Origin of the sequence: Meiothermus sp. Pnk-1, assembly GCF_003226535.1 — a bacterium.
In the GTDB taxonomy this organism is placed as follows: domain Bacteria; phylum Deinococcota; class Deinococci; order Deinococcales; family Thermaceae; genus Allomeiothermus.
Map to the genome: position 1 here is coordinate 22,956 of NZ_QKOB01000018.1, position 19,986 is coordinate 42,941.

At 64.3% G+C, this 19,986-nt stretch carries 17 protein-coding genes and 3 pseudogenes; 13 read left to right on the plus strand and 7 right to left on the minus strand.

What is annotated here, in order from left to right:
* Window position 1: 1 nt before the first annotated feature.
* From DNA98_RS15785 to cobU, 6 genes are read left to right on the plus strand one after another with little or no spacing between them, the layout of a single operon-like run.
* Window positions 2–628, plus strand: a complete 627-nt coding sequence (locus DNA98_RS15785; protein WP_110532359.1) for an adenosylcobinamide amidohydrolase — start codon at window positions 2–4, stop codon at window positions 626–628.
* Entirely contained in the window at window positions 625–1,527 is a 903-nt protein-coding gene (cbiB, locus tag DNA98_RS15790) for an adenosylcobinamide-phosphate synthase CbiB (protein WP_199489408.1), read from the plus strand. The genes DNA98_RS15785 and cbiB overlap by 4 nt, the downstream gene beginning before the upstream one ends.
* Window positions 1,524–2,519, plus strand: coding sequence for a histidinol-phosphate transaminase (locus DNA98_RS15795; RefSeq protein ID WP_110532360.1), 996 nt, complete (start codon window positions 1,524–1,526; stop codon window positions 2,517–2,519). Before cbiB ends, DNA98_RS15795 begins: the two co-directional genes overlap by 4 nt.
* On the plus strand, window positions 2,512–3,939 hold the full coding sequence (locus DNA98_RS15800; RefSeq protein ID WP_110532361.1) for a cobyric acid synthase: 1,428 nt from the start codon (window positions 2,512–2,514) through the stop codon (window positions 3,937–3,939). Before DNA98_RS15795 ends, DNA98_RS15800 begins: the two co-directional genes overlap by 8 nt.
* Window positions 3,936–4,487 (plus strand): histidine phosphatase family protein, encoded by a 552-nt coding sequence (locus DNA98_RS15805; protein ID WP_110532362.1) that lies wholly within the window; start codon window positions 3,936–3,938, stop codon window positions 4,485–4,487. Before DNA98_RS15800 ends, DNA98_RS15805 begins: the two co-directional genes overlap by 4 nt.
* Window positions 4,480–5,058, plus strand: a complete 579-nt coding sequence (cobU, locus tag DNA98_RS15810; protein WP_110532363.1) for a bifunctional adenosylcobinamide kinase/adenosylcobinamide-phosphate guanylyltransferase — start codon at window positions 4,480–4,482, stop codon at window positions 5,056–5,058. The genes DNA98_RS15805 and cobU overlap by 8 nt, the downstream gene beginning before the upstream one ends.
* Before the next feature lie 240 nt (window positions 5,059–5,298).
* Here cobU and DNA98_RS15815 read toward each other — a convergent pair whose 3' ends face one another.
* Window positions 5,299–6,498, minus strand: coding sequence for a class I SAM-dependent DNA methyltransferase (locus tag DNA98_RS15815; protein WP_233493256.1), 1,200 nt, complete (start codon window positions 6,496–6,498; stop codon window positions 5,299–5,301).
* Window positions 6,428–7,507 (minus strand): annotated as a pseudogene (locus DNA98_RS15820) (IS1634 family transposase); the annotation flags it as partial. The pseudogene DNA98_RS15820 and the gene DNA98_RS15815, both read right to left, overlap by 71 nt.
* Before the next feature lie 180 nt (window positions 7,508–7,687).
* On the opposite strand from DNA98_RS15820, the gene DNA98_RS15830 reads away from it, so the two are divergent.
* Window positions 7,688–8,107: a hypothetical protein gene (locus DNA98_RS15830; RefSeq protein ID WP_110532365.1), complete on the plus strand. Its 420-nt coding sequence runs from the start codon at window positions 7,688–7,690 to the stop codon at window positions 8,105–8,107.
* A 236-nt stretch (window positions 8,108–8,343) separates the two neighbouring features.
* Here the strand turns inward: DNA98_RS15830 and DNA98_RS15835 are convergent, their stop codons facing one another.
* From DNA98_RS15835 to DNA98_RS15850, 4 genes and pseudogenes are all read right to left on the minus strand, one after another.
* Window positions 8,344–9,126: a hypothetical protein gene (locus DNA98_RS15835; RefSeq protein ID WP_110532366.1), complete on the minus strand. Its 783-nt coding sequence runs from the start codon at window positions 9,124–9,126 to the stop codon at window positions 8,344–8,346.
* Window positions 9,123–11,129 carry a BREX-3 system phosphatase PglZ gene (pglZ, locus tag DNA98_RS15840; RefSeq protein WP_110532367.1) on the minus strand — a complete coding sequence of 669 codons (2,007 nt, stop codon included), beginning with the start codon at window positions 11,127–11,129 and terminating at the stop codon, window positions 9,123–9,125. Before pglZ ends, DNA98_RS15835 begins: the two co-directional genes overlap by 4 nt.
* A gap of 10 nt (window positions 11,130–11,139) precedes the next feature.
* On the minus strand, window positions 11,140–14,958 hold the full coding sequence (gene dsr1 / locus DNA98_RS15845) for an anti-phage defense-associated sirtuin Dsr1 (RefSeq protein ID WP_110532368.1): 3,819 nt from the start codon (window positions 14,956–14,958) through the stop codon (window positions 11,140–11,142).
* Between the two features lie 181 nt (window positions 14,959–15,139).
* Window positions 15,140–15,537, minus strand: a pseudogene (locus DNA98_RS15850) (transposase); the annotation flags it as partial.
* Window positions 15,538–15,608: 71 nt separating this feature from the next.
* Here DNA98_RS15850 and DNA98_RS15855 point away from each other — a divergent pair.
* The 3 genes and pseudogenes from DNA98_RS15855 (at window position 15,609) to DNA98_RS15865 (ending at window position 17,659) form a co-directional block, all read left to right on the plus strand.
* Window positions 15,609–16,740, plus strand: a pseudogene (locus DNA98_RS15855) (IS3 family transposase).
* 216 nt (window positions 16,741–16,956) lie between these two features.
* Window positions 16,957–17,280 carry a nucleotidyltransferase family protein gene (locus tag DNA98_RS15860; protein ID WP_110532369.1) on the plus strand — a complete coding sequence of 108 codons (324 nt, stop codon included), beginning with the start codon at window positions 16,957–16,959 and terminating at the stop codon, window positions 17,278–17,280.
* Between the two features lie 25 nt (window positions 17,281–17,305).
* On the plus strand, window positions 17,306–17,659 hold the full coding sequence (locus DNA98_RS15865; protein WP_110532370.1) for a DUF86 domain-containing protein: 354 nt from the start codon (window positions 17,306–17,308) through the stop codon (window positions 17,657–17,659).
* Between the two features lie 291 nt (window positions 17,660–17,950).
* Here DNA98_RS15865 and DNA98_RS15870 read toward each other — a convergent pair whose 3' ends face one another.
* Entirely contained in the window at window positions 17,951–18,451 is a 501-nt protein-coding gene (locus DNA98_RS15870; RefSeq protein WP_110532371.1) for a TlpA disulfide reductase family protein, read from the minus strand.
* A gap of 286 nt (window positions 18,452–18,737) precedes the next feature.
* Here DNA98_RS15870 and DNA98_RS15875 point away from each other — a divergent pair, with 286 nt between their 5' ends.
* The 3 genes from DNA98_RS15875 to soxZ are packed head-to-tail and all read left to right on the plus strand — an operon-like array spanning window position 18,738 to window position 19,975.
* Window positions 18,738–19,184 (plus strand): thioredoxin fold domain-containing protein, encoded by a 447-nt coding sequence (locus DNA98_RS15875; protein WP_110532372.1) that lies wholly within the window; start codon window positions 18,738–18,740, stop codon window positions 19,182–19,184.
* Window positions 19,177–19,632 carry a thiosulfate oxidation carrier protein SoxY gene (gene soxY, locus DNA98_RS15880; protein ID WP_110532373.1) on the plus strand — a complete coding sequence of 152 codons (456 nt, stop codon included), beginning with the start codon at window positions 19,177–19,179 and terminating at the stop codon, window positions 19,630–19,632. The genes DNA98_RS15875 and soxY overlap by 8 nt, the downstream gene beginning before the upstream one ends.
* Before the next feature lie 16 nt (window positions 19,633–19,648).
* Window positions 19,649–19,975, plus strand: a complete 327-nt coding sequence (gene soxZ / locus DNA98_RS15885) for a thiosulfate oxidation carrier complex protein SoxZ (RefSeq protein ID WP_110532374.1) — start codon at window positions 19,649–19,651, stop codon at window positions 19,973–19,975.
* The last annotated feature ends 11 nt before the right edge of the window (window positions 19,976–19,986 follow it).

Below are 19,986 nucleotides of genomic sequence, written 5' to 3' on the forward strand. Positions count from 1 at the left end.
TATGTGGCCGAAAACGACCCTGCGTCCTAAGGCCCTGATCGTGGACCTGGGCGCCCTGCGGCGGGTGCTCTCGAGCGCTCCCTTCCGGGGCGGCCTCAGCTACAGCCGCTACCTGGTGAACCGCAGCGTACCCAGAGACTTCTGCCCTAAGGACGTGGAGGCCTCGGTCCGGGCCGAGCTGGAAGGGCTGGGCCTTCCCCCTGGGGCCTGTGTGGCCCACCTGACCGCGGTGGACGTGGCCGCCCACGCCTACGCCGAGGCGGAAGAGCAGGGGGTGCGGGTCCAGGTCTGGCTCACCGCGGGGCTGGGCAACCTCGCCGCGCCGGGGCTTTCCCCCCTGGCCCCGGCCCTTCCGGGGACCATCAACGTGCTGGCGGTGCTCCACGCCGACCTGCGCGAGGCGGCCCTGGTGGAGGCGGTGCAGATCGTGAGCGAGGTCAAGGCCCGCAGCCTGCGGGGGCGCAGCACGCGGGAGGGCCACCCTGCCACCGGCACCAGCACCGACACCGTGAGCGTGGCCCTGCTGGTGGGGCCCCGGCAGAACTATTGCGGGGCGGTGACCCCGGCGGGGCGGGCTTTGGGGCGGGCGGTGGACAGGGCCCTGTCGGCGGCTTTGGAGGGTGCGTGAGCGTGCTGTTGGCGATGCTGCTGGACTGGCGCTTCGGCGAACCGCCCGCCGGGCTGCACCCCGTGGTCTGGATGGGCCACTACCTGCGCTGGGCGGGGCGGGGGCTCCCGGGGCAACCTCCCCGTGCGGCCTTCGTCCTGGGGGCTTTGGGGTGGCTGCTGGGGGCCTCCTTGGTGGTCCTGGCCTACGGGGGCCTCGAGCGCCTGATCGCCCCGCTGCCCTTTTGGGCCGGGGCCCTTCTGGGCGCCCTGCTGCTCAAGCCGCTCTTCGCCTTCCGCATGCTGCTGGAGGAGGTCCGGCGCGTCGAGGAGGCCCTGGGGGAGGGCCTGGAGGCGGGGCGGCGGCGCTTGAGCCGCATCGTGAGCCGGGACACCCGGGGGCTCGACGAGGCCGAGGTGCGCGAGGGGGCGCTGGAGTCGCTGAGCGAGAACCTCTCGGATTCGCTGGTGGCCCCCCTGTTCTGGTTCGCCTTGTTGGGCCTGCCGGGGGCGGCGCTCTACCGCTTCGCCAACACCGCCGACGCCATGTGGGGTTACCGGGGTGCGTGGGAGTGGGCGGGCAAGTTCGCGGCCCGCGCCGACGACCTGCTGAGCTGGCTGCCCGCCCGCCTCACCGCCCTGATCTTGTGGTTATGCCGCCCTGCCTTTAGCCTGGCGGCCCTGCGGGAGCAGGCCCGCCAGACCCCCTCGCCCAACGCCGGCTGGCCCATGGCGGCCTTGGCGCTAGGGCTGGGGGTGCGGCTGGGCAAGCCCGGCGTGTACCTGCTCAACCCCAGGGGCCGCCGCCCCACGGCGGAGGATTTCGGCGCAGGCCTGGCCTGGGTGGCTCGAGCCGGCTGGATTGGGGTAGGGGCCACAGCGCTGCTCGAGCTGGGGCGTAACCTGGGAGGGATACCGTGATCGACGACGTGCTCCGGCCCATCCACGGCGGCCCCGACGGCGGCCCCGAGCCCCGCTACGACTTCTCCACCAACGCCAACGCCCTGGGCCCCGACCCCTTTGCCCTGGAGGCCATCCGCGCCGCCGACCCCAGCCGCTACCCCGACCCGCTCTACACCCGCCTGCACGCCGAGCTGGCTGCCCATCACGGGGTAGGGGAGGGACAGGTGGCGGTGGGCTCGGGGAGCAGCGAGCTGATCCACCGCCTGGTCCGTTGGCGCTGGCTCAGGGGCCCCATGCTCATCCTGCCCCCCACCTTCTCCGAGTACGCCCGCGCGGCCCAGCCCGCCGAGCTGCCGCTGTTGCAGGCCCAAAGCCCGCGGGAGTTCCTCGAGCTCTTGCCCCGGGCCACCCTGGCCTTCCTGTGCGTGCCCAACAACCCCACCGGGGAGGTCTACTCCTTCCTCGAGGAGGCCGCCCGCCGGGCTGAGCGGGGGAAGGTGGCCTTGGTGCTGGACCTGGCCTATCACGCCCTCACCCAGGACCCGCCCCCGCTGCCCGAGGGGACCTGGCGGCTGTACAGCCCCAACAAGGCCCACGGCCTGACCGGGGTGCGGGCGGCCTACCTGCTGGCTCCCCACGACCTTGCCCACTTCCGCAACCTCGCGCCCTCCTGGGTGCTCTCGGTGCACGGCGAGGCCTTCTTGCGGGCGGCGATACAGCCGGCCTCGCAGGGCTGGCTCGAGGCCACCCGCCAGACTCTGTGGCGCTGGCGGGCTGAGCTGGCCGAGGGTTTGCGGGCGCTGGGCCTGGAGGTGCGCGAGGGGGCGGCCAACTTCCTCATGGTGCGGGTGGGGCAGGCCACCGCTGTGGCGCGGGCCCTGCGCCTGCGGGGCGTGCGGGTGCGCGACTGCACTTCCTTCGGGCTGCCCGAGTGGCTCAGGCTCTCCGCCCAGGCCCCCGAGGCCCGGCAGGCGCTGCTCGAAGGCTTGCGGGAGGTGCTCGATGGCTAAGGCCCTCATGGTCCAAGGCTGCACCAGCGGGGCGGGCAAGAGCTTTTTGGTCACCGCTTTGTGCCGCGCTTATGCCCGAAGGGGCCTCAGGGTCGCGCCCTTCAAGGCCCAGAACATGAGCAACCACGCCCGGGTGGTAAAGGGGGGCGAGATGGGCAGCGCCCAGTACTTCCAGGCCCTGGCCGCGCGGGTGGAGCCGGAAGTGCGCATGAACCCCGTGCTCGTCAAGCCGGAGGCCGACACTAAAAGCCAGGTGGTGCTGTTGGGTCGGCCCGACCCGGCCCTCTCGAGGCTCTCCTGGACCGAGCGCAAGGAAAGGCTGTGGCCGGTGGTGCGCGAGGCCCTGCACTCGCTGCTTCGGGACTTCGACCTGGTCGTCCTCGAGGGGGCGGGCAGCCCGGCGGAGATCAACCTCAAGCCGGACCTCGTGAACATGCGGGTGGCCCAGGAGGCCGGGGCGCGGGTCCTGCTGGTGGCCGACATCGACCGGGGCGGCGCCTTTGCCCACCTCTACGGGACCTATGCCCTGCTGGAGCCCGAGGAGCGGGCTTTGCTGGCCGGGTTCGTGCTCAACAAGTTCCGGGGCGACCCGAGCCTGCTCCCTCCCGGGCCCCAGCGGCTGTTCGAGCTCACCGGGGTGAGGACCCTGGGGGTGCTGCCCTTCTGGAGCGGTCACGGCCTGCCCGAGGAGGACGGGGTGTTCGACGCGAGGCCACGGGGCGAGGGCTTCACGGTGGCGGTGCTGGCCTACCCCCGCGCCTCCAACCTCGACGAGTTCGAGCCCCTGAAGCACCTCGAGGGGGTGCGGCTGTTGTGGGTCAAAAGCGCGCGGGAACTGACCGGGGACGACAGAGCACGCTCCGCGCACCGGGGGGCCGATCTCTTGGTGCTGCCGGGCTCCAAGCACACCCGAGCCGACCTCGAGTGGCTGCGCGCAGAGGGCTTGGAGGAGGCCATCCAGGCCCACCACCGCGCGGGCTGCCCGATCCTGGGCATCTGCGGCGGCCTGCAGATGCTGGGCCGAGCCCTGCACGATCCGGAGGGCCTGGAGGGCGGGGGCTCGGTGCGGGGGCTGGGGCTTTTTCCCTACGAGACGGTGTGGGTGCGGGAGAAGGTCCAGCGCCACACCACCCTGCGCCTTCCCCGCCTCGAGGGCTTCTGGTCGGGGCTGTCGGGCCTCGAGGTCGAAGGTTACGAGCTCCGGCACGGGCGGACGGGTGAGGGCGGCCTGGTCTATACCCAGGGCAACCTGCTGGCCGTCTACCTTCACGGCCTGTTCGAGAATAGGAGCGTGCAGGAGCGCCTTTTCGGAGGTCGAGCCCCTAGGCTCGAGGAGGTCTTCGAGCGCCTGGCCGACTTCCTCGAGGCCCACCTGGAGCCCGGCGTGTTGGATAGGCTGGTTTCGGAGGGGGGCCTATGAGCGTGGAAATCTGGCTGGTGCGCCACGGCGAGACCCTCTGGAACGCCGAGGGCCGGCTCACCGGCTGGAGCGACGTGGCCCTGAGCGCGCGGGGCGAGGCCCAGGCCAGGGCCCTGTTCCCCCTGCTCGCCGCCGAGCCCTTCGACAGCGTGGTATCCTCGGACCTCTCCCGGGCCGTCCAGACCGCCCGGCTGGCCTATGGCGAGCCCGGGCGGCGGCTTTGGGCGCTGCGCGAGCTGGACTTCGGCCGGCTCGAGGGCCGGAAGTGGGCCGAGCTGGCCGAATCCTATAAGGCCGCCCTGCTCGCTTTCGAGGGGTTTGAGGCCCCAGGAGGCGAGTCCACGGCGGAGCTACGCTCGAGGGTGTACGGCTTCCTCGCGGGGCTTCCCCCGGGGCGGCACCTGGCCTTCACCCATGGTGGCGTGTTACGGTTGGTGCTGCGGGATTTCGACCGGGACCGCTTCCTGCCGCCCTGTGCGGTGGTGAGGCTCGATTGGACGGGGCGTAGGGTGCGGTTTGTGCGGGGCGAGGAGGGTTCGGATGGTTGACGGAGTCCCCGCGCCAGCGGTTGACGAAGTCCCCGCACCAGCGGAGGCTAGGCTCATCCTGGTCACGGGCGGGGCGCGCTCGGGCAAGAGCGCCTTCGCCCAGGAAGAGGCCCAGAGGCTGGGCGGCGATGGGGTGAGCTTCATCGCCACCGCCCAGGCCCTCGATGCGGAGATGAACGAGCGCATCGCGGCGCACCGAGCCCAGCGCCCGCGGGAGTGGCAGACCCTCGAGGAGCCCTTGAACGTGAGCGCTGCCCTACGCCAGGCCCGCCACGAGGTGGTGCTCTTGGACTGCCTCGCCTTGTGGGTCTCCAACCTGCTCTTGCGCCAGCCGGACCCGGTGGAGAGGCTAGAAGCCCTCATCCCCCACCTCGAGGCGCTGCTGGAGGCCTGGCGGGACACGGGTAAGCGCCTCTTGGTAGTGACCAACGAGGTGGGCCTGGGCATCGTCCCCGAGAACCCTTTGGCCCGGCGCTACCGCGACCTCTTGGGCTTTGCCAACGCCCGCCTAGCCCGCGAGGCCGGCGCGGTGTACCTGATGGTCGCGGGCCTTCCCCTGAGGCTGAAATAACGCCCCCCCGTTCTGCGTTGCGCCACGGCGTGGGGTTAATACCCTTTCCTGCTGTATCCTTCGGCTATGACCGCAGCCGATAACTCCGGCGGAGGGTCAAGAGGGCTTCCGCTTCCCGGCCATCTACCACGCCCAGCGGGGCCTCACCGCCAAGATCGCCCTGAACTCTCCCTGCCGGGTGCAGGAGACCGTGCGGGGCTACAACCAGAAAGGCCCCGGGGCCCTGAAGGACCGGCGGTATCAGGTTCTCCGTCCCCGGCACCGACGGGCCGATGCCGAGGTCCGCGGAGGGTGAGGCTTCTGGCTTACGACGAGCACCGCCGCCGGTGTACCGGCGGCGGAAGCGGCCCTTGGCGGTGGGGGCGCACCGGTACCGCTTTGTGGAGCCTCATGCCCTTTTTTGAAGAGCTTGTCCGGCAGGGCTACCATGCAGTCCACCAGGTCGGCCTCGATGAGGTTCTTGCGGATCTCGCCCTCGCCGGACTGGTTGGAGGACATCGAGCCGTTGGCCAGCACGAAGCCGGCCACGCCGGTGGGGGCGAGGTGATGGACGATGTGCTGCACCCAGGCGAAGTTGGCGTTGCCCACCGGCGGCACGCCGTACTTCCAGCGCGGGTCCTCGCGCAGCCGCTCGCCGCCCCAGTCGCTGACATTGAAGGGCGGATTGGCCAGGATGAAGTCGGCCTTGAGGTCGGGGAAGCGGTCGTTGTGGAAGGTGTCGCCGTGCGCGATCTGGCCGTCGATGCCGCGGATGGCCAGGTTCATCTTGGCCAGCCGCCAGGTGGTGTAGTTCGACTCCTGGCCGTAGATCGAGATGTCGGCCTTTGCCCTGCCGCCGTTGCCGTTCCCGCTGGCGTGCGCGCGGATGAACTCCACCGACTGCACGAACATGCCCGACGAGCCGCAGCAGGGGTCGTAGACCCGCCCGCGGTAGGGCTCGAGCATCTCCACCAGCAGCTTGACCACGCAGCGCGGGGTGTAGAACTCGCCGCCCTTCTTGCCCTCGGCGCTGGCGAACTGCGAGAGGAAGTACTCGTAGACCCGGCCGAGCACGTCCTTGGCGCGGGCCTCCGCGTCGCCCACCCGGATGTTGCTAATGAGGTCGATGAGCTGGCCCAGGCGCTGCTTGTCGAGGGCGGGGCGGGCGTAGTCCTTGGGCAGCACGCCCCGGAGCGCGGGGTTGTCCCGCTCGATGGCGGCCATGGCCCCGTCCACCAGTTGACCAATCGTGGGCTGGCGGGCGTTCTTCTGCAGGTTCGACCAGCGGGCTTCGGGCGGGAGCCAGAAGACGTTCGCCGCGCGGTACTCGTCGGGGTCCTCGGGGTTGGCGCCTTGCGCGATTTCGGCCTCGAGCTTCGCTTGCTGCTCCTCGAAGGCGTCGGAGATGTACTTGAGGAAGATCAATCCGAGGACGACGTGCTTGTACTCGGCGGCGTCCATGCTCCCCCTTGCGCGGCCGGCCTACCCGCTCCCATTGGCGTTCCTCCTGTACCCCCAGGTAGACCAGCCGGTGCAGGGGCAGCCGGGTGTCGGCCTCACAGGCAAAGGTTCGAGCCGTCAGCCGGGCCCGCTCCTGGCTCTCCACCAACAGCCAGCGCTGCCGCACACCCCCGTACTCGCTCTCCACCTCCAGCCCCCGGTAGCCGGGCAGCAGGGGCCTCCAGGCCTCCTGGGACAACTCCTTGTGTAGCAGGGCCCGGGCCTCCTTGAGGGTGGCCGGCGCCCGCATGACCCAGGAGAACCCCTGCAGGGCCCCCAGGTTCTCCTGGCTGTAGCTGGCTCCGTCCAGCACCACCCCCTCCCCCAGTTCCAGGCTCTGGCGGTAGCGGGCCAGCAGGGGAACCAAAGCCTCCTGATCCGACGGGTTCCCATCCCCAGGAGCATAGAGCAGGGGAATCCCCCCGGTATCGGCGCAGATCAGGTTCATCCCCCACTGCCGCAGGTCAGGGCGGTGATCGCGGGAATAGCCGTGGGTGAGGCGGATGGCCAGGGCTTCATCCCCCGCATCGGCCGTCTGGCCTTCTTCCCCGCTCCCGTACACCCCGTGGACATGGAAGCTGGTGGTGTCCACGTGCAAAGCCCGCACGGGAAAGGGGAAGGCCTTTCGGGCCGCCTGGGCAATCCCCAGGGGCTACCTTGAAGACCTCCGTGACCCCGGCCTCCGACCCATGCGGTCGTCGTTGAGGAACTCGGGGGTGACTCCCGGTCCTAAAAGAAGTTCGGTGGGTTTTCCTTGGAAAAAGTGGCTGAACAGGTAGAGGGGGGAGGTGACGAAGCCCAGGGCATTCAGCACCGCCGCCTTCAGGGCCATGCCAGTGGAGACCTTTTCGCCCGGCCTTGGGCCCACGAACTGGTCTACGGTCTGTACCAGTTCTATCTGATCCAGGATACTGGCCACCAGGCTCAGGTGGCCCAGGTCGTACACCTGGAGCGCAGGTGTGCTTTCCATCCCAAAATCCTAAGGCCAGGGGGGAGGGGTGCGGAATGTCGGTTCCAGTACTTCATGTGGGTCCGCCTGGTGGTGCTTGAGGGCAGGGTCTTGGTGCTCAACCTATCCCCGCACCATGAGGTGGTGGTGCGGCTTCTGGGGGTGGAGCGATATTACCTGCTCACCTGAAAGAGGTGCGGAATGTGGGTGGAGGGAAGGGCGGGGCCTTTCCCCTTCCAGGTCCCCTGGGAGGCGCGAGGACCCCTGGTCCTGGAGGTGGAGGGGGAGGGGGGAAAGCGGGCCTACCTCCTCTCCGTGGACCCCACGAAGCCCCTCCTCAGCCTCCGCTTCCAGCCGCCCAGGGCCGCCTGGGGGGAGGAGGTGGAGGTGTCTTTGGAGGCCCTCTTCCCCGCCGAGGAGGCCTTCCTCCTCCTCCCCGGCGGGCGGGCTTTGCCCCTGGCCAAAGAAGGCGGGGCCTTCCGGGGACGCTTCCGCCTGGAGGAGGCCTGGGCGGGGCAGGCGGTGGACCTGGGGCCCGTCCTCGGGCTTCCCCTCCCCGCCTTCGCCCGCCAGGGGGAGAGGCGGGTGGAGGCGCAGGCGAGGCTCCTGGTGGCCCGCTAGCGGCGGGCCGGCCCTCCGGTCTGTCCCTGGACACATTCCGTGTAGGAACAACGTCCGGGACGGGCTCGAGACCGCCGACCGCGTAAAACGAAAGATAAGGCCCCTCCGGCGAGGGGCTAGGGTGAAGGCCTTGGGCGGCGGGGGGCTCGAAGCAGTCCGTCTTTGCCCGCGCCTCTTTCTGTTTCGGTCTTCAAGCCCCTGAGCAGGGCATTGCGACCTGAGGGCGCTGTAAGGTGTCATGATCCACCTCCCTTCGCCGCTGGCAGGCTTTCCGTGCGGAGCATGATCAAGTCCTGGTCAAGGCCGTGTCGCAGCACATCGAGCCGCCCGGAGACCGCAACCAGGTGATCTGCGGATATTGGGCTGAGACGGAACGGGAATAGGGTCGGGGAATCGAGGACCGTTCTCAGAGCGGTCGAACTGCCCCGATAAGCGTGCAAGAAGGCCTCGGCCAACCAAGCGATGACCTCCACCTGAGCGATGGCGGGTGAAAGCCCAGCGGTATAGATGCCTTTTTCCGATGTTTCCTTCAGAACCCCCCAATCGACGAAGCTCCGCAGCACCCGTCGTGTCGCTCTGGATACCGTGTCGCGTTCCCCATATTGCTCCCGCACACGGCGCTGTACCTGGCTGGCTGCGGCCGTTCCCTGGAGCCTGAGCAGTCGTCCCACATGGGCCGCAACATTTCCCCAGAAGGGATAAACCGCCATCGCCATACCCCAGTGGACCGCGATATGGTCTTCACGGGGCAGGAGTGAGAGCAGCTCGAGACCTTCCTGCTGAAGGGGATGGAGGTTGCGCGGGGGGCGAACCCAGATATTCATCAGGATGGTGATCACCTTCTCCCGATTGCCGCGTTTGGCATTCCCGCCGACAGACAGCTTGTCTTCGAGCAGCTCTTGGAGGGCGCCCTCGATGGACGCCTCGTCGTTTCCGGCAAGCACCAGGTTGGCCGTTCTCTCCAGCCATTCAAGACGGACCCGCTGGCTGAAACCGATCTGGGTCAGGCGACTGTTCATCGGTCCCTCCTATCGATCTGGACAAGGGGGACGAGCAACTCCTCGACACTAATGCCTCCATGACCGACGAGGGTTTTACCCTTCGGTACGAATGCCGCCCCGGGCGGCGCGATGAGGGCGAGGTAGTCCGCCGGCAGCCCCACCGGGGGCCACTCCAAGGACTCCGGGAATCGCGCCTTGATTTGAGCCCTGAGCCTGGGATCGGAGTAGACCCGCACGCGCTCGCCGCGCAAGTCGGCAACAGCACCCTCAAGTGGCTTCCCTATGCCGCTTGCCTCGATGTTGCCGTGGTCCGAGGCAAGGTAGACCTGAAAACCTTGGGTCTGAAGCAGGCCGAGAAGGTCCCGCATGAAACCCTGCCTGGCCCATTGCCGAACCTGGTTGTGCATCCCCGCCGCACCCAGCTCCATGCCGTGCATGATCCGGTCGACCTTGTCGATGATCAGTCCGACGACACGTAGCTTGGGCTGGGAGAGGCGCTCGGAGAGCTCGCTGAGGTCCCCATCGCCCAGCCCCTTGGCGTAAGCCACCTCGTTTGCGTTGAGCCCCTGATCGACCCAGAACTGCGTCCAAAGGGCCGGCTCCTTGTCTGTGGTATGGATACTCGTTGGGAAGTAGATCGGCGGCTTGCCGGCAAAGGCGGCCTGCCGGGAAACCGAGGTGATGGTGGGAATCCAAGCAAAAATGGCGTTCTCACGGAAACGCAGCGTCGAATCCTGCTCCCGGAGCACGTCGCGCAAGGCGATCCATTGATCCAGGGCGAGACCGTCCACCAGCAAAAAAGCGATCTTCGAGCCCGGCTCATCGGCAAGGCTTCGGGCGAGGAACCGAGGGATGTGATGCACCATCACCGGTGGCACGGGCGGAAGGGTGATCAGGCTCGCGTAGCGCTTCACCACCCAACCGGTGAGTGCAGAATCGATTCGGGATCTCAGTGTCTGAAAGCGCTCCTGGTATTCTTCGGGCAGGGTGGTGTCCGGCTCCAGCGCCAAGGCGACGAGCTCCGCCCACCGGTAGGCGAAATGGAGCCACTCCCCATGACGCGCTTCCACCGTGGGGATCGTCTTCTCGATGGCATCCAGCAGCCCCACCATGCGGCGGCGACGGTGCTCCCCGGGGGAGACTTTGATGCCGTAAGCCACCCAGGTCTTGGCGAGCGCATGTGATTGCTCGTGAGCAACCGGCTGGAGCAGGCCCTCGAGGAAAAGGTTGTCGAGGTAAATGCGAACATCGGGGTGGTCGAAAGGCAAAAGCCTCGGTCCTGGAAACGCAAAGCCGTAGTTCGCCGCGTCCTCTTGGACAGCGTCGTCCTTCGGCATTGCGAGCGAATCCAGGAACACCGGCCAGCGCTCCTGCAGGAACGCAAAGAATGCTTGCGCGTTGGGGATGATGGCTTCCAGAGGCCAATCCTCGAACAGAGCTTTGTGACGAAGAATCTTGAGGAAATGCTCATCGAGGATGGCCGGAATGCTCATGTTCCGGTAATGGCGGCGCAGCAAGACCCGGAGCAGGTCCTTAGGCTCTTTGATGAGTTCCGGCGCGATCTCGAACACATGACGAAGGACGAACTCCTTCGTCGCGTTGTCACCGAGCTGCCCCGGCGCGTGCCTCATCTGCGCTTCGTAAAGGGCGTCCAAATAGCCTCGGTCCAGCGCTGCGACCACCGGATAGCTGAGATTCGGGAAGAGATCGCTTAAGGAGAACGAGAGCTTGCGGCCAGCCTGCAGCAGGTCGTAAGGCAAGGCATCGAGATCGTGTGAGGCCGATCTTAGCACCACCACCAGATCGGTTTCCTCGCCACGGTCCCAGCGGGAGCGGAACTTGGATTCGTAGGCATAACGAAAGACAATAGGATCCTCGAACGGGATCAGCTCAAAGCCCCGTTCCCGGATCCCTGCAAGGAGACCTTCTTCAAGGAGAAGGCCATCCGGATCGGCGACCAGGGTAAGCCGGGCGACCTGGGGTGTGAACTCACTCAGAATTTGGTCGCGCCAAGTACCCATTCTTCTCTCCTCACTTCATGACACCCTGCCGCCTGGCGTATTCTGCTAACCGTTGGTACCGGGGATCTTGGAGCAGTTCCGGCGAGGCTTGCGAAATGGCATTCAAGCATGCCCCGAGTTCCCTAGGGGGCCACGGCTGGTTGTCGATTACAGTATCCAGCAAGCGCAGAGCGTCCTTCGGAAATTGTTTTACCAGGGCGGATTCATGCAGCCGGTGTACAACGAAATGGGGATGTTCGACTGGACTAATCCAGTCAATTACAGCGGACAGCGCAGAGGGGAACTCCCCTCGTGCAGCTATGGTTAGGAGTGCAAGTGACTCTGCAATACTATTCGAAGCCAGACTACGAGACTTAGGCCATATATCATGCCAGAAAGACTGTATCCGATTCCTCCAATACTCTTCTTGCAGTTCTCCCGCTGCCTCTAAAGCTTGTACGAGGGCTCGCGCAACTTCATTCAGTCCTTCTTGCGGCAGTGCTCCTATCGCCGTTCGAAAATCTTGTGCCGTATAGCTATCCAGGGGATTCAATGCAGCGTAAGCCAGAAACGCCGCGTATTGTCGAGCGAATTCGCCGAGTTCCGCGTAGTGACTGGCCGTGGCAAGAAACGGTTCTTTGATGGCGATCAACAGCGGTTGGTACAGCCGTGGGGACCACAAGAACCCTTGCCATACCACCTTGGCTTCGATGGGATCGCGTGTCCAGTCGAACAGTGGTAGGAGATGGGTTTCCGTCCAAGATCTGTCAACGCGGAATAACGCGATCAGGCGCGACGCCAGCAACACACGACCATGGCGGAACTGCTCTTTCTGGGTATCACAAAGCTGGGTGAAGAGCGACTTGATGTCGTCCGGCAAGCCATCATTGTCACTCGGTTTCCGATTAAACCAGATATTCAGCAGTGCCTCTGTGACATGCCCGACAGGGTGATTGATGGCGCGAGTTACAGGATCTCCATTACCTCCTTCCGGTTCATATGATAGTGCCAAAATACGGCGGCACAGATCTATAAAGATGTCTTCGTTCGAATCGATTGTTTCGGATACCTTTCTGAGCCACCATGTCAGAGCGTGCGCTAGCTTCTCAAGCTTGTCTTCGGGCATGGCCTGCACAAGAGGCGCGACGCAACGCCATGTGCGTTTAGCAAGGCGGCCCGATTCAGCCCATGCGTAAAAAACATCATTCCACCGGTCGATCGGCCAAATACCTTCTTGTGCGAGGTCACCCAAAGCTGCACCAGCGTTGGCGAAGTGTTTTTTGCACGTCTCGCGCCACGTATCCTCACGGAATGGTCTTTGTGGCGGTGGTGAGTGCTTGAGCCATTCGACTAGTTCCTTTCGCTTGCGTGGAGCGATGTCTACTTGCCGGCTTTCCTCAAAATCTGGATCACCGGTTCCGCTCATCCAGTGTGAAAACTCCTCCCGTTCGTGTTTCGACAGCTTCCATTCAGGATGAGCCTCCGTCAGTTCATTGAATCTTGTGAGTGCGGCATCTCCCAGTTGGCATCCACCTTGATTCAGTTTGGCCAAGCGAAGCCAAACTGAATGCTCCACAAGAGACTGCCACTCATCCGGTTTGAGATCATCGCGGAACATATGGCGAGGCGGGCCGGTTAGGATAGCGGCCTCCAGTTTTGTTCTGGCCTCCGGTGTGAGTGAGGTGCCCTGTAGCACCAGCAAACGCATGGTCTCGCGCCGCGTTTCCACCGACCACAGCCACCACGCGTCATCAATTGTCAACCAATCCACCCACTGTTCGGGCGCGATGCAGCCGTCTTGGCTCGCTGCGAACAGGGCCAGGCGTTTGAAAGTTGGATAGGGAAGGGCGAACCAATCCTGCGCAACCCGGCGTGCACGCGCTGGATCGGTGCTGCGTACAGACAGCCAGGCATCGCGGACGAGTTCGATCAACGTCACCCAATCGGGGAAACCCCGGTTCTGCCAATGTGGGCTGATCGATGGGAGGTACAAGAAGGAGCGGTCGCTGCGGTCGCCGGCCTCGCCCAGCTCGCGCAGCAAGTCCAGCGCGTCGCGCAGCAACTGCTGAAAATCGTCGAGCAACATAGGCAACGCGCGGCTCCAGTGGTCGGTTTCCAACAGATTACGCAGCGAGGAATAGGCATTATCGACGGCGAGGACCAGCTCCCAATCGACCAGTTGTCTCAAGCGCTGCGGTGCGGCGGCTTCGTCTCGATCCTCGTCACCCCAGCGGAAGGGTTTGCGCAGCATGACCTTGGGTGCCAGCAGGTCACGCAGCTCCAGGCGCAGCGTGGCGGTCAGACCATCGCGCCTAAACCGATCCTTCCAGCGGTACAAACCCAGGTCTTTGCTCAGCGACTTGATACGACCGGTCAGCAGTAGGCGCCACAGGATACGCATTAGCGGTCTCGGGATAGCATTGGGCGCGTTGGCGCGGATTGCATCCAGCTCGGCCGTCTTGCCTTCTCTCTCCAGACGCGCCAGGCGCCCCAGCTCGTCCTCGATCAGCCAATGCCAGCGGTCGTGCAATTGACCACCGTGCTGCGCTACCCAAAGAATCAAGGCGGGGTCATTCAGGTGACGTGTAAGCCAGCGGGCCAACTGGAACATCACATCGTCCCAGCTGCTGCCCGTGGTGATTGTAGATAGCAGCGACATCCACGGCGCATGGGTGTAAGGGGCAGGGCGGTGGATCAGACTGAATGCAAGCTTGTTGTCGGCATCCGCGCGCGACAGCACACCGAAACGGGCGAGGTCCGCGTGCCGATAGCGATCATCCGAGAAGGCTTTTAGCCAATCTAGTGAGGGGACGGGATCGAACTCCGCGAAGCGCTTGGCTGGTAGGCCTGATGGATCTGACAGCGCCCACAACATTCGGCCTACGAAATCGTCTTGTTGGGTACTGGCCGATGGGCGTGCAAGGGCATGATTCACGACGATGCGCTCCTTCCCAAGAACTCCGTCACGATAGGTGTCAGCCCAGGCTTTGAGGGTGCGTTGCAATGCAGCGTGTCCGTTTGCCGGGTCGTAGAGGATCGGCGTGACGCCTTTCGCCTCCCACTCAATGGTTTTGGCCCTTTCCTGACCGGGTGGACAATCGCCGAAGGCATAAGCTTGGGGGAGCATTTCGCCCAACATCCGGTCGGCAGCCAGGGCATCCATCATGTAGCGCATTACCGGGTCATTAATGCTGTAGCCGACAAAGCAAACGATATAGTTTCGGAACAGTTCGCTGACGAAGCGCGCCGCCCAGCGTTCGGTGAGGTAGGCCAGGCCGAAATCGCCGCTAGTCAGCACCAACTGATTCAGTGCAGCCTCGTCATTCCTGTCTGTTGGCAGCCGCCCATGTAGATACACAAGTCCATTCCATCGGCTCCTTTTCGGGATCGGCAGCATAGGCGCAACAAAGGCGTTTAATGACAGCTTGTTCGTCCTGCGTCGAGCAACATGTTCAAAGATAAGATCAAAATTGGTAGTCACTAAACGTAGTGCGTTTCCGCGGTCCTTAGCTAGTTGTAACAAGGCTTCATGGGTATAGGTAGCGCCTTTACGGCGCAGTTTTGGTTTTAGAATATCGTGCAACACCCGCCGCATCGCCAAGCGCTGGCCTGGCAACCGTCGCTCCAGCAAATCCAACGTGGCATCATATTGCCCGCGTTGATACGTCTCGTCTTCTAGGTGGGTTCGAGTAGTCCCCACGAAGTGATAAATCTTATCCACCAGTCCTTTGAACCCAGGCAAGCCTGCTGGATAAGAGACGCCAGCACCACAAAAGAACACGACACGCCCTTCCTCATGCGCATCCAACAGGGCTTCAGGTATGTCAGGACCGTTGGCTATGAACTGCATTTTTTATTCCTCTCAAACCCTTTTTTGCCCACTTCAACACGAAGTACCAGTATTGGTTGAAGTGCCGGCAAGATCTGGGCCCTGCGCTCGAGTTCTTCCCTGAAACGTTCTTCCTCCTCTTCGAGAAGACGCAAGCGATGGTTCCTGAGGTAGTGTCCCGAATTTTGTTGTACGCCCCCACCTAAGCACGGGGGTACCTGAGATCAAAGATAGCACGGAGCTCATCCTCTGCCTGCTGAAAGCCCCGGAGCTTTCTCCCCTGAAACCGCGCCTCGTAGCCCTCGGCCACAAAGTAGATCACCTTGAGCACGGCATCGGGCGTGGGAAAGGTGTTGTCCCGCGTTTTGGTGGCCCTCTTCACCTCCTTGATCATCCGCTCAAGCAGGTTGGTGCTCTTGATCACCGGCTGCAAAGCCTTCGGGTACTCAAAGAAGCTTAGAGCGCCGCAGAGTGCTGCACCCAACCGGCCATCACCTGAGGGTACTTATCCGCCCAGCGCCCCTTGAAGGCCTCCAGCGCCCTCAAGGCCTCGCTCCGGTCGGAAGCCCGCACCACGGACAAGAGGTCCCGAAGCACCGCCTGAAGTGCTGCCCCAAATTTGGACCACCCCAAGAGAGAGACCGAGGGGTGTAGCCTGAAGGGGTAGCGAGATGCGCAGGTGGTCAGCGAAGGAAAAGGTAAAAATTGTGTTGGAGGTCTTGTCGGGTCAAAGGACCGTGGCCGAAGCCTGCCGAGCTCACGAGGTCGCAGAGTCCGTGCTCTACAGGTGGCAACGGGAATTCTTGGATAACGCCCATGCCGCCTTCTCCCATAGCTGCGCAGAACAAGAGGCCCGCGTCCGCGAACTGGAACGCTTGGTCGGCCAGATGGCCCTGGAGCTGGAGGTCCTAAAAAAAGCCTCGGGACTCTACCGGCAAAGGAAAGGCGGGAGCTGGGGCCTACCCCCTCCGCCTGCTGGGCCGGGCCCTTGGGGTGCCCCGGAGCACCCTCTACTACCGGCCTAAGGGTCCCAATCCCGAGGAGGCGGTCCTCCGAGGCCGCTTGCGGGAGCTGGCGGGGGCCTGGCCCCGGTATGGATACCGGCGCCTCGCCGCTCTCTTGCGGGGGGAGGGCTTCGGGGTGGGGGAGAAGCGGGTGCGCTCCCTGATGCGGAGGGAAGGCCTGCTCCTTACCCGGAAGCCCCTCAAGCCCAGGACCACTCTCCCGGAAGAGCTTCTCCCGGAGGGGGTGCCCAACCTTCTGCTGGGGCTTGAGGTGACCGGCTTCCACCAGGTGTGGGGGGCGGACCTGAGCTACGTGCTCCTGGGGGAGGGGGTGGCCTACCTGGCGGTGGTGATGGACCTCCACACCCGCAAGATCCTGGGGGTGGCCCTGGGGCCGAGGCTGTCCCAGGGGCTTGCTCTTGCGGCGCTGGAGATGGCCCTTAGGGAGGGATGCCCCGAGGTGCACCATTCGGACCGGGGGGTGCAGTACACCTCCAGGGCCTATGTGGAGCGGCTTTTGGGGCTAGGGGTGAGGCTGAGCTACGCGGGGACGGGGAGGCCCTGGGAGAACGGGCACGCGGAGCGGCTGATCCGGACCGTCAAGGAGGAGTGGGTGGACCTGCGGGAGTACCGGACTCTGGAGGAGAGGCTTCTTTCGGCGTAAGCCGTGGCGCGGGCGTCGGTGGAGGCGTTCGTCTTTGAGGTGTACAACCGCAAGCGTCCGCACTCGGCCTTGGGGTACCTGACGCCTGAAGCTTTTGTGGACAGCCTGTTGAAAGGGGGTGGGAGCCCTGACTAAACTGACCGGTGAGGTGGTGCAAATTTAGGGGCGCAGTACAGATGTACATCCTCTCTTTCAACGCGGCCTGGTTCTGCTTGAGCGCCAATCTGGGGGGAAGCGCGCGTCTTGAGCCGGGGACCCGGCCGGGGGGGCCTCTTCGAGTCCAAGCAGGGCTGAGGCGGCGGCACGGGTTTGGAACCGCTAAGATGGGATCAGTAGAAAACGGGTGCCATCATGGCAACGAAGGTCAAGGAAAAAGGGCGGCCGAAGACGCTGGCGGAGATCCGCCGGATCTTGAAAGCGCACAAGGCAGAGCTTGCAGCCCAATACGGCGTGCAGCGGATCGCCGTCTTTGGCTCTTACGCCCGTGGGGAAGCCACGCCCGAGAGCGATTTAGACCTTCTGGTGGAGTTCTCCCCCTCTCCGGGGTTGCTCAAGTTTGTCGAGCTTGAGCGCCGCTTGAGCGAGCTTTTGGGCGTAAAGGTTGAGCTGGTCACGCCAAAAGCCATAAAGCCCCATATCGGCGAGCGGGTCCTCGAGGAGATCATCGAGGTGTGAAGCGTACCGTCTTGGATTAGAAGATATGCGGGCCTCCGCCCTGGAAGTGCTGGACTTCACCCGCGGGATGACCTTTGAGGCGTTCCTGCAGGACCGCAAGACGATCAACGCGGTCATCCGCTCGCTGGAGGTCTTTCCGCAGAACGTTCGGGTCAGACACTCTGACATCCCCTGGCGAGACGTCGCGGGGATGCGGGACAAGCTCATCCACGAGTACCACGGCGTGGACCTGGAAATCGTCTGGAGGACGGTTCAAGAGGACGTCCCCGCGCTGCTCCCGCGGATTGAGAAGGTGCTTGCCGAGGAAAGAGCGAGGGAAAGAGTGAGGAGGGAGGGCGATGGTGCTTCCGGCGGGGAGAAAGGGGGCGATCCCGTGTGAAGTGCTGCCCCAAATAAATTTGGACCATCCCAGGAGAGAGGCCGAGGGGTGTAGTGTAAAGCCAAAAGGACCTGGGTTTACCCGTGGGAAGAGGGGACCTCGAGTACCCGCGGCGTTACCGGGCGGTATCCTATCACCAAATGCAATAGCGGCTAGCGTTCCCACGGCCGAATCACAGTGGCTACAACCGCGGTAAACAAGCAGCAAACGCCCACCGACCTTCCTGCAGGAGGCGCCGCCGAAGCAGCAGCGCGTCGTTCCAGCAAAGAGGTCCCGGGGGCCCCTTGCGCTTCAAGGCGTAGCCCCCCGATACCCTGCCAGGGCCAGGTCGTCCTTGATCGCCTCCACCTCCACCTGACCGGCGTAGAGGTTGACGATCCGGCCTTCGCCATCTAAGACGAAAGTCCAAGGCTGACCCAGCACCTTGAAGCGGTTGGCGACGGTGGCCGGAGTATCCCCTCCCGGAGCAGCCACCAGGGGCAAGAAGGCGGGGTATGCCTTCATGTAAGAAAGCACTACCTGGGTGCTGTCACGGGGCTCGCGGCTGATGACCACGAAAGGAATCTGGTACTCCTGGGCCAGCCGGTGCAACTTGGGGAACTCTGCCTTACACACTGGACACCAGCTCGCCCAAAAAGTAATGACCACCGGTTTGCCCTGGAAGCTCGCCAAGGTGTAGGTGGTACCTCTCGCATCGGCCAGACGAAAGTCCGGGGCCTTCTCGCCAGGTTTAGCCGCCAAAGCCATCAGCATGGCCCCTGCCAAAACCACACCGGCGAATTTCCACCACATACTCTTCACATCTCCTGTCAGGCAAATTATACCCCAATCGGCTACGGGTTCGTGGATTTTTAATTACCCGTATAGGGTATAAAGGCAAGCCCACCCTGCTGAAAATTTCCCCTTCAAAAGGCGATTCTGGCATATGCCCGCTCCGCTAAGGCACCGGCCGATCGGGTCCTTCCGGCGCCCTCGAGGTAGGCGTTTATGCGCTCTTTGGGGGAAATAAATCACAAAATAACCCTTGACCCATATACCCCCAGGTGCTATAAAGCGTATGTACACAGGTACACCGGCTATGCGACTTGTGCGAGCGGGCATCCTCGGGCTCATCGGTGTTGCGTACCTCTGGCTCACCGCGGCGCTGGCGGTGGATTTCAGCCGCTGGTACGCCTACTCCGAGGCCGGCCAGCTAGCCCGGCAGGAGGGGCGTATCCTGATGGTCTACTTCTGGAGCCACGGCTGCCCCTACTGCGAGCAGATGAACACCTTTGTGCTCTCCGACCCGGCGGTGTTGCAGGTGCTGGAGCGCTGCTTCGTGGTGGCCAGCGTGGACAGCCAAAGCCCGGAGGGGATCCCCTTGGCCCGCCAGTTGCGGGCGCTGGGGACCCCCACGTTCGTGTTCTTGGTGTACGGCGAGGGCAGTTGGAAGGAGACCGGACGGCTTTTCGGCAGCCGTCCTCGGGCGCAGTTTCTGAAGGAGTTGCAGCGGGTTTCTGCCCAAGGAGGTAGCGGTTGTGGATAGGAGAAGGTTTCTCAAAATAGCAGGTGTGGTCGCCGGGGCCTGGCTGGCTCCCAAGCTGGCCTTGGCCCAGGGGGGTGGGCTCGAGGGAGAGGATGTCGCCCATTTAGAGCCTGCCTTGCAAAAGGTTTTGGGCAAAGGGTTCAAGGATCTCACCCCCTCAGGCCAGGTGAAGCTCACCATGCCCACCATCGCCGAGTCTGGGGCCAACGTACCCTTCGAGATCGAGGTCAACCTGCCCAAAGAGCAGGTAAAGGCCATTCACCTCTTCGTGGACAAAAACCCCTCGCCCCACATCGTCAAGGTGGAGGTGGGACAGGCCATGCCCTACTACGCCTCCCGCACCCGCATGGCCGAGACCTCGGCGGTGCGGGCGGTGGTGGAGACCCAAGACGGCAAGCTGCTCCTGGCTTCAGCCAGCACCCGCGTCACCGTGGGCGGGTGCGGCTAGCGGAGGTGGATACCCCATGGCCATTCGTACCTTAGCCCGCCTGACCCCCCCCAAGCCCAAAACGGGGGAAACCTTCAAGCTACAGGTGGTCGCCCAGCACCCCATGGAGCCGGGCACCCGCAAGGACGAGAAGGGTAACCTCATCCCCGCCTACTACATTGACCAGGTAGAGGTGTACTTCGAAGGGCAGAAGGTAGCGAGCATCCTGCCCGAACCCGGGGTGAGCGCCAACCCGCTCTTCAGCCTGGCCTTCCAGGCCGGGCAACCGGGTACCTTCACCGTCAAGCTCAAGGACAACAAGGGGGATACCGGGGAGGCCTCCGTCAAGCTGGAGCTGGCCTAGCGGAGCGCCTC

Bases quoted from the DNA above. Each gene is read 5' to 3' on its own strand.
- DNA98_RS15785 (WP_110532359.1), top strand. From the start codon at position 2: ATGTGGCCGAAAACGACCCTGCGTCCTAAGGCCCTGATCGTGGACCTG.
- DNA98_RS15800 (WP_110532361.1), top strand. From the start codon at position 2,512: ATGGCTAAGGCCCTCATGGTCCAAGGCTGCACCAGCGGGGCGGGCAAG.
- DNA98_RS15805 (WP_110532362.1), top strand. From the start codon at position 3,936: ATGAGCGTGGAAATCTGGCTGGTGCGCCACGGCGAGACCCTCTGGAAC.
- cobU (WP_110532363.1), top strand. From the start codon at position 4,480: ATGGTTGACGGAGTCCCCGCGCCAGCGGTTGACGAAGTCCCCGCACCA.
- DNA98_RS15815 (WP_233493256.1), bottom strand. From the start codon at position 6,498: ATGGACGCCGCCGAGTACAAGCACGTCGTCCTCGGATTGATCTTCCTC.
- DNA98_RS15830 (WP_110532365.1), top strand. From the start codon at position 7,688: ATGTGGGTGGAGGGAAGGGCGGGGCCTTTCCCCTTCCAGGTCCCCTGG.
- DNA98_RS15835 (WP_110532366.1), bottom strand. From the start codon at position 9,126: ATGAACAGTCGCCTGACCCAGATCGGTTTCAGCCAGCGGGTCCGTCTT.
- pglZ (WP_110532367.1), bottom strand. From the start codon at position 11,129: ATGGGTACTTGGCGCGACCAAATTCTGAGTGAGTTCACACCCCAGGTC.
- dsr1 (WP_110532368.1), bottom strand. From the start codon at position 14,958: ATGCAGTTCATAGCCAACGGTCCTGACATACCTGAAGCCCTGTTGGAT.
- DNA98_RS15860 (WP_110532369.1), top strand. From the start codon at position 16,957: ATGGCAACGAAGGTCAAGGAAAAAGGGCGGCCGAAGACGCTGGCGGAG.
- DNA98_RS15865 (WP_110532370.1), top strand. From the start codon at position 17,306: ATGCGGGCCTCCGCCCTGGAAGTGCTGGACTTCACCCGCGGGATGACC.
- DNA98_RS15870 (WP_110532371.1), bottom strand. From the start codon at position 18,451: ATGTGGTGGAAATTCGCCGGTGTGGTTTTGGCAGGGGCCATGCTGATG.
- DNA98_RS15875 (WP_110532372.1), top strand. From the start codon at position 18,738: ATGCGACTTGTGCGAGCGGGCATCCTCGGGCTCATCGGTGTTGCGTAC.
- soxZ (WP_110532374.1), top strand. From the start codon at position 19,649: ATGGCCATTCGTACCTTAGCCCGCCTGACCCCCCCCAAGCCCAAAACG.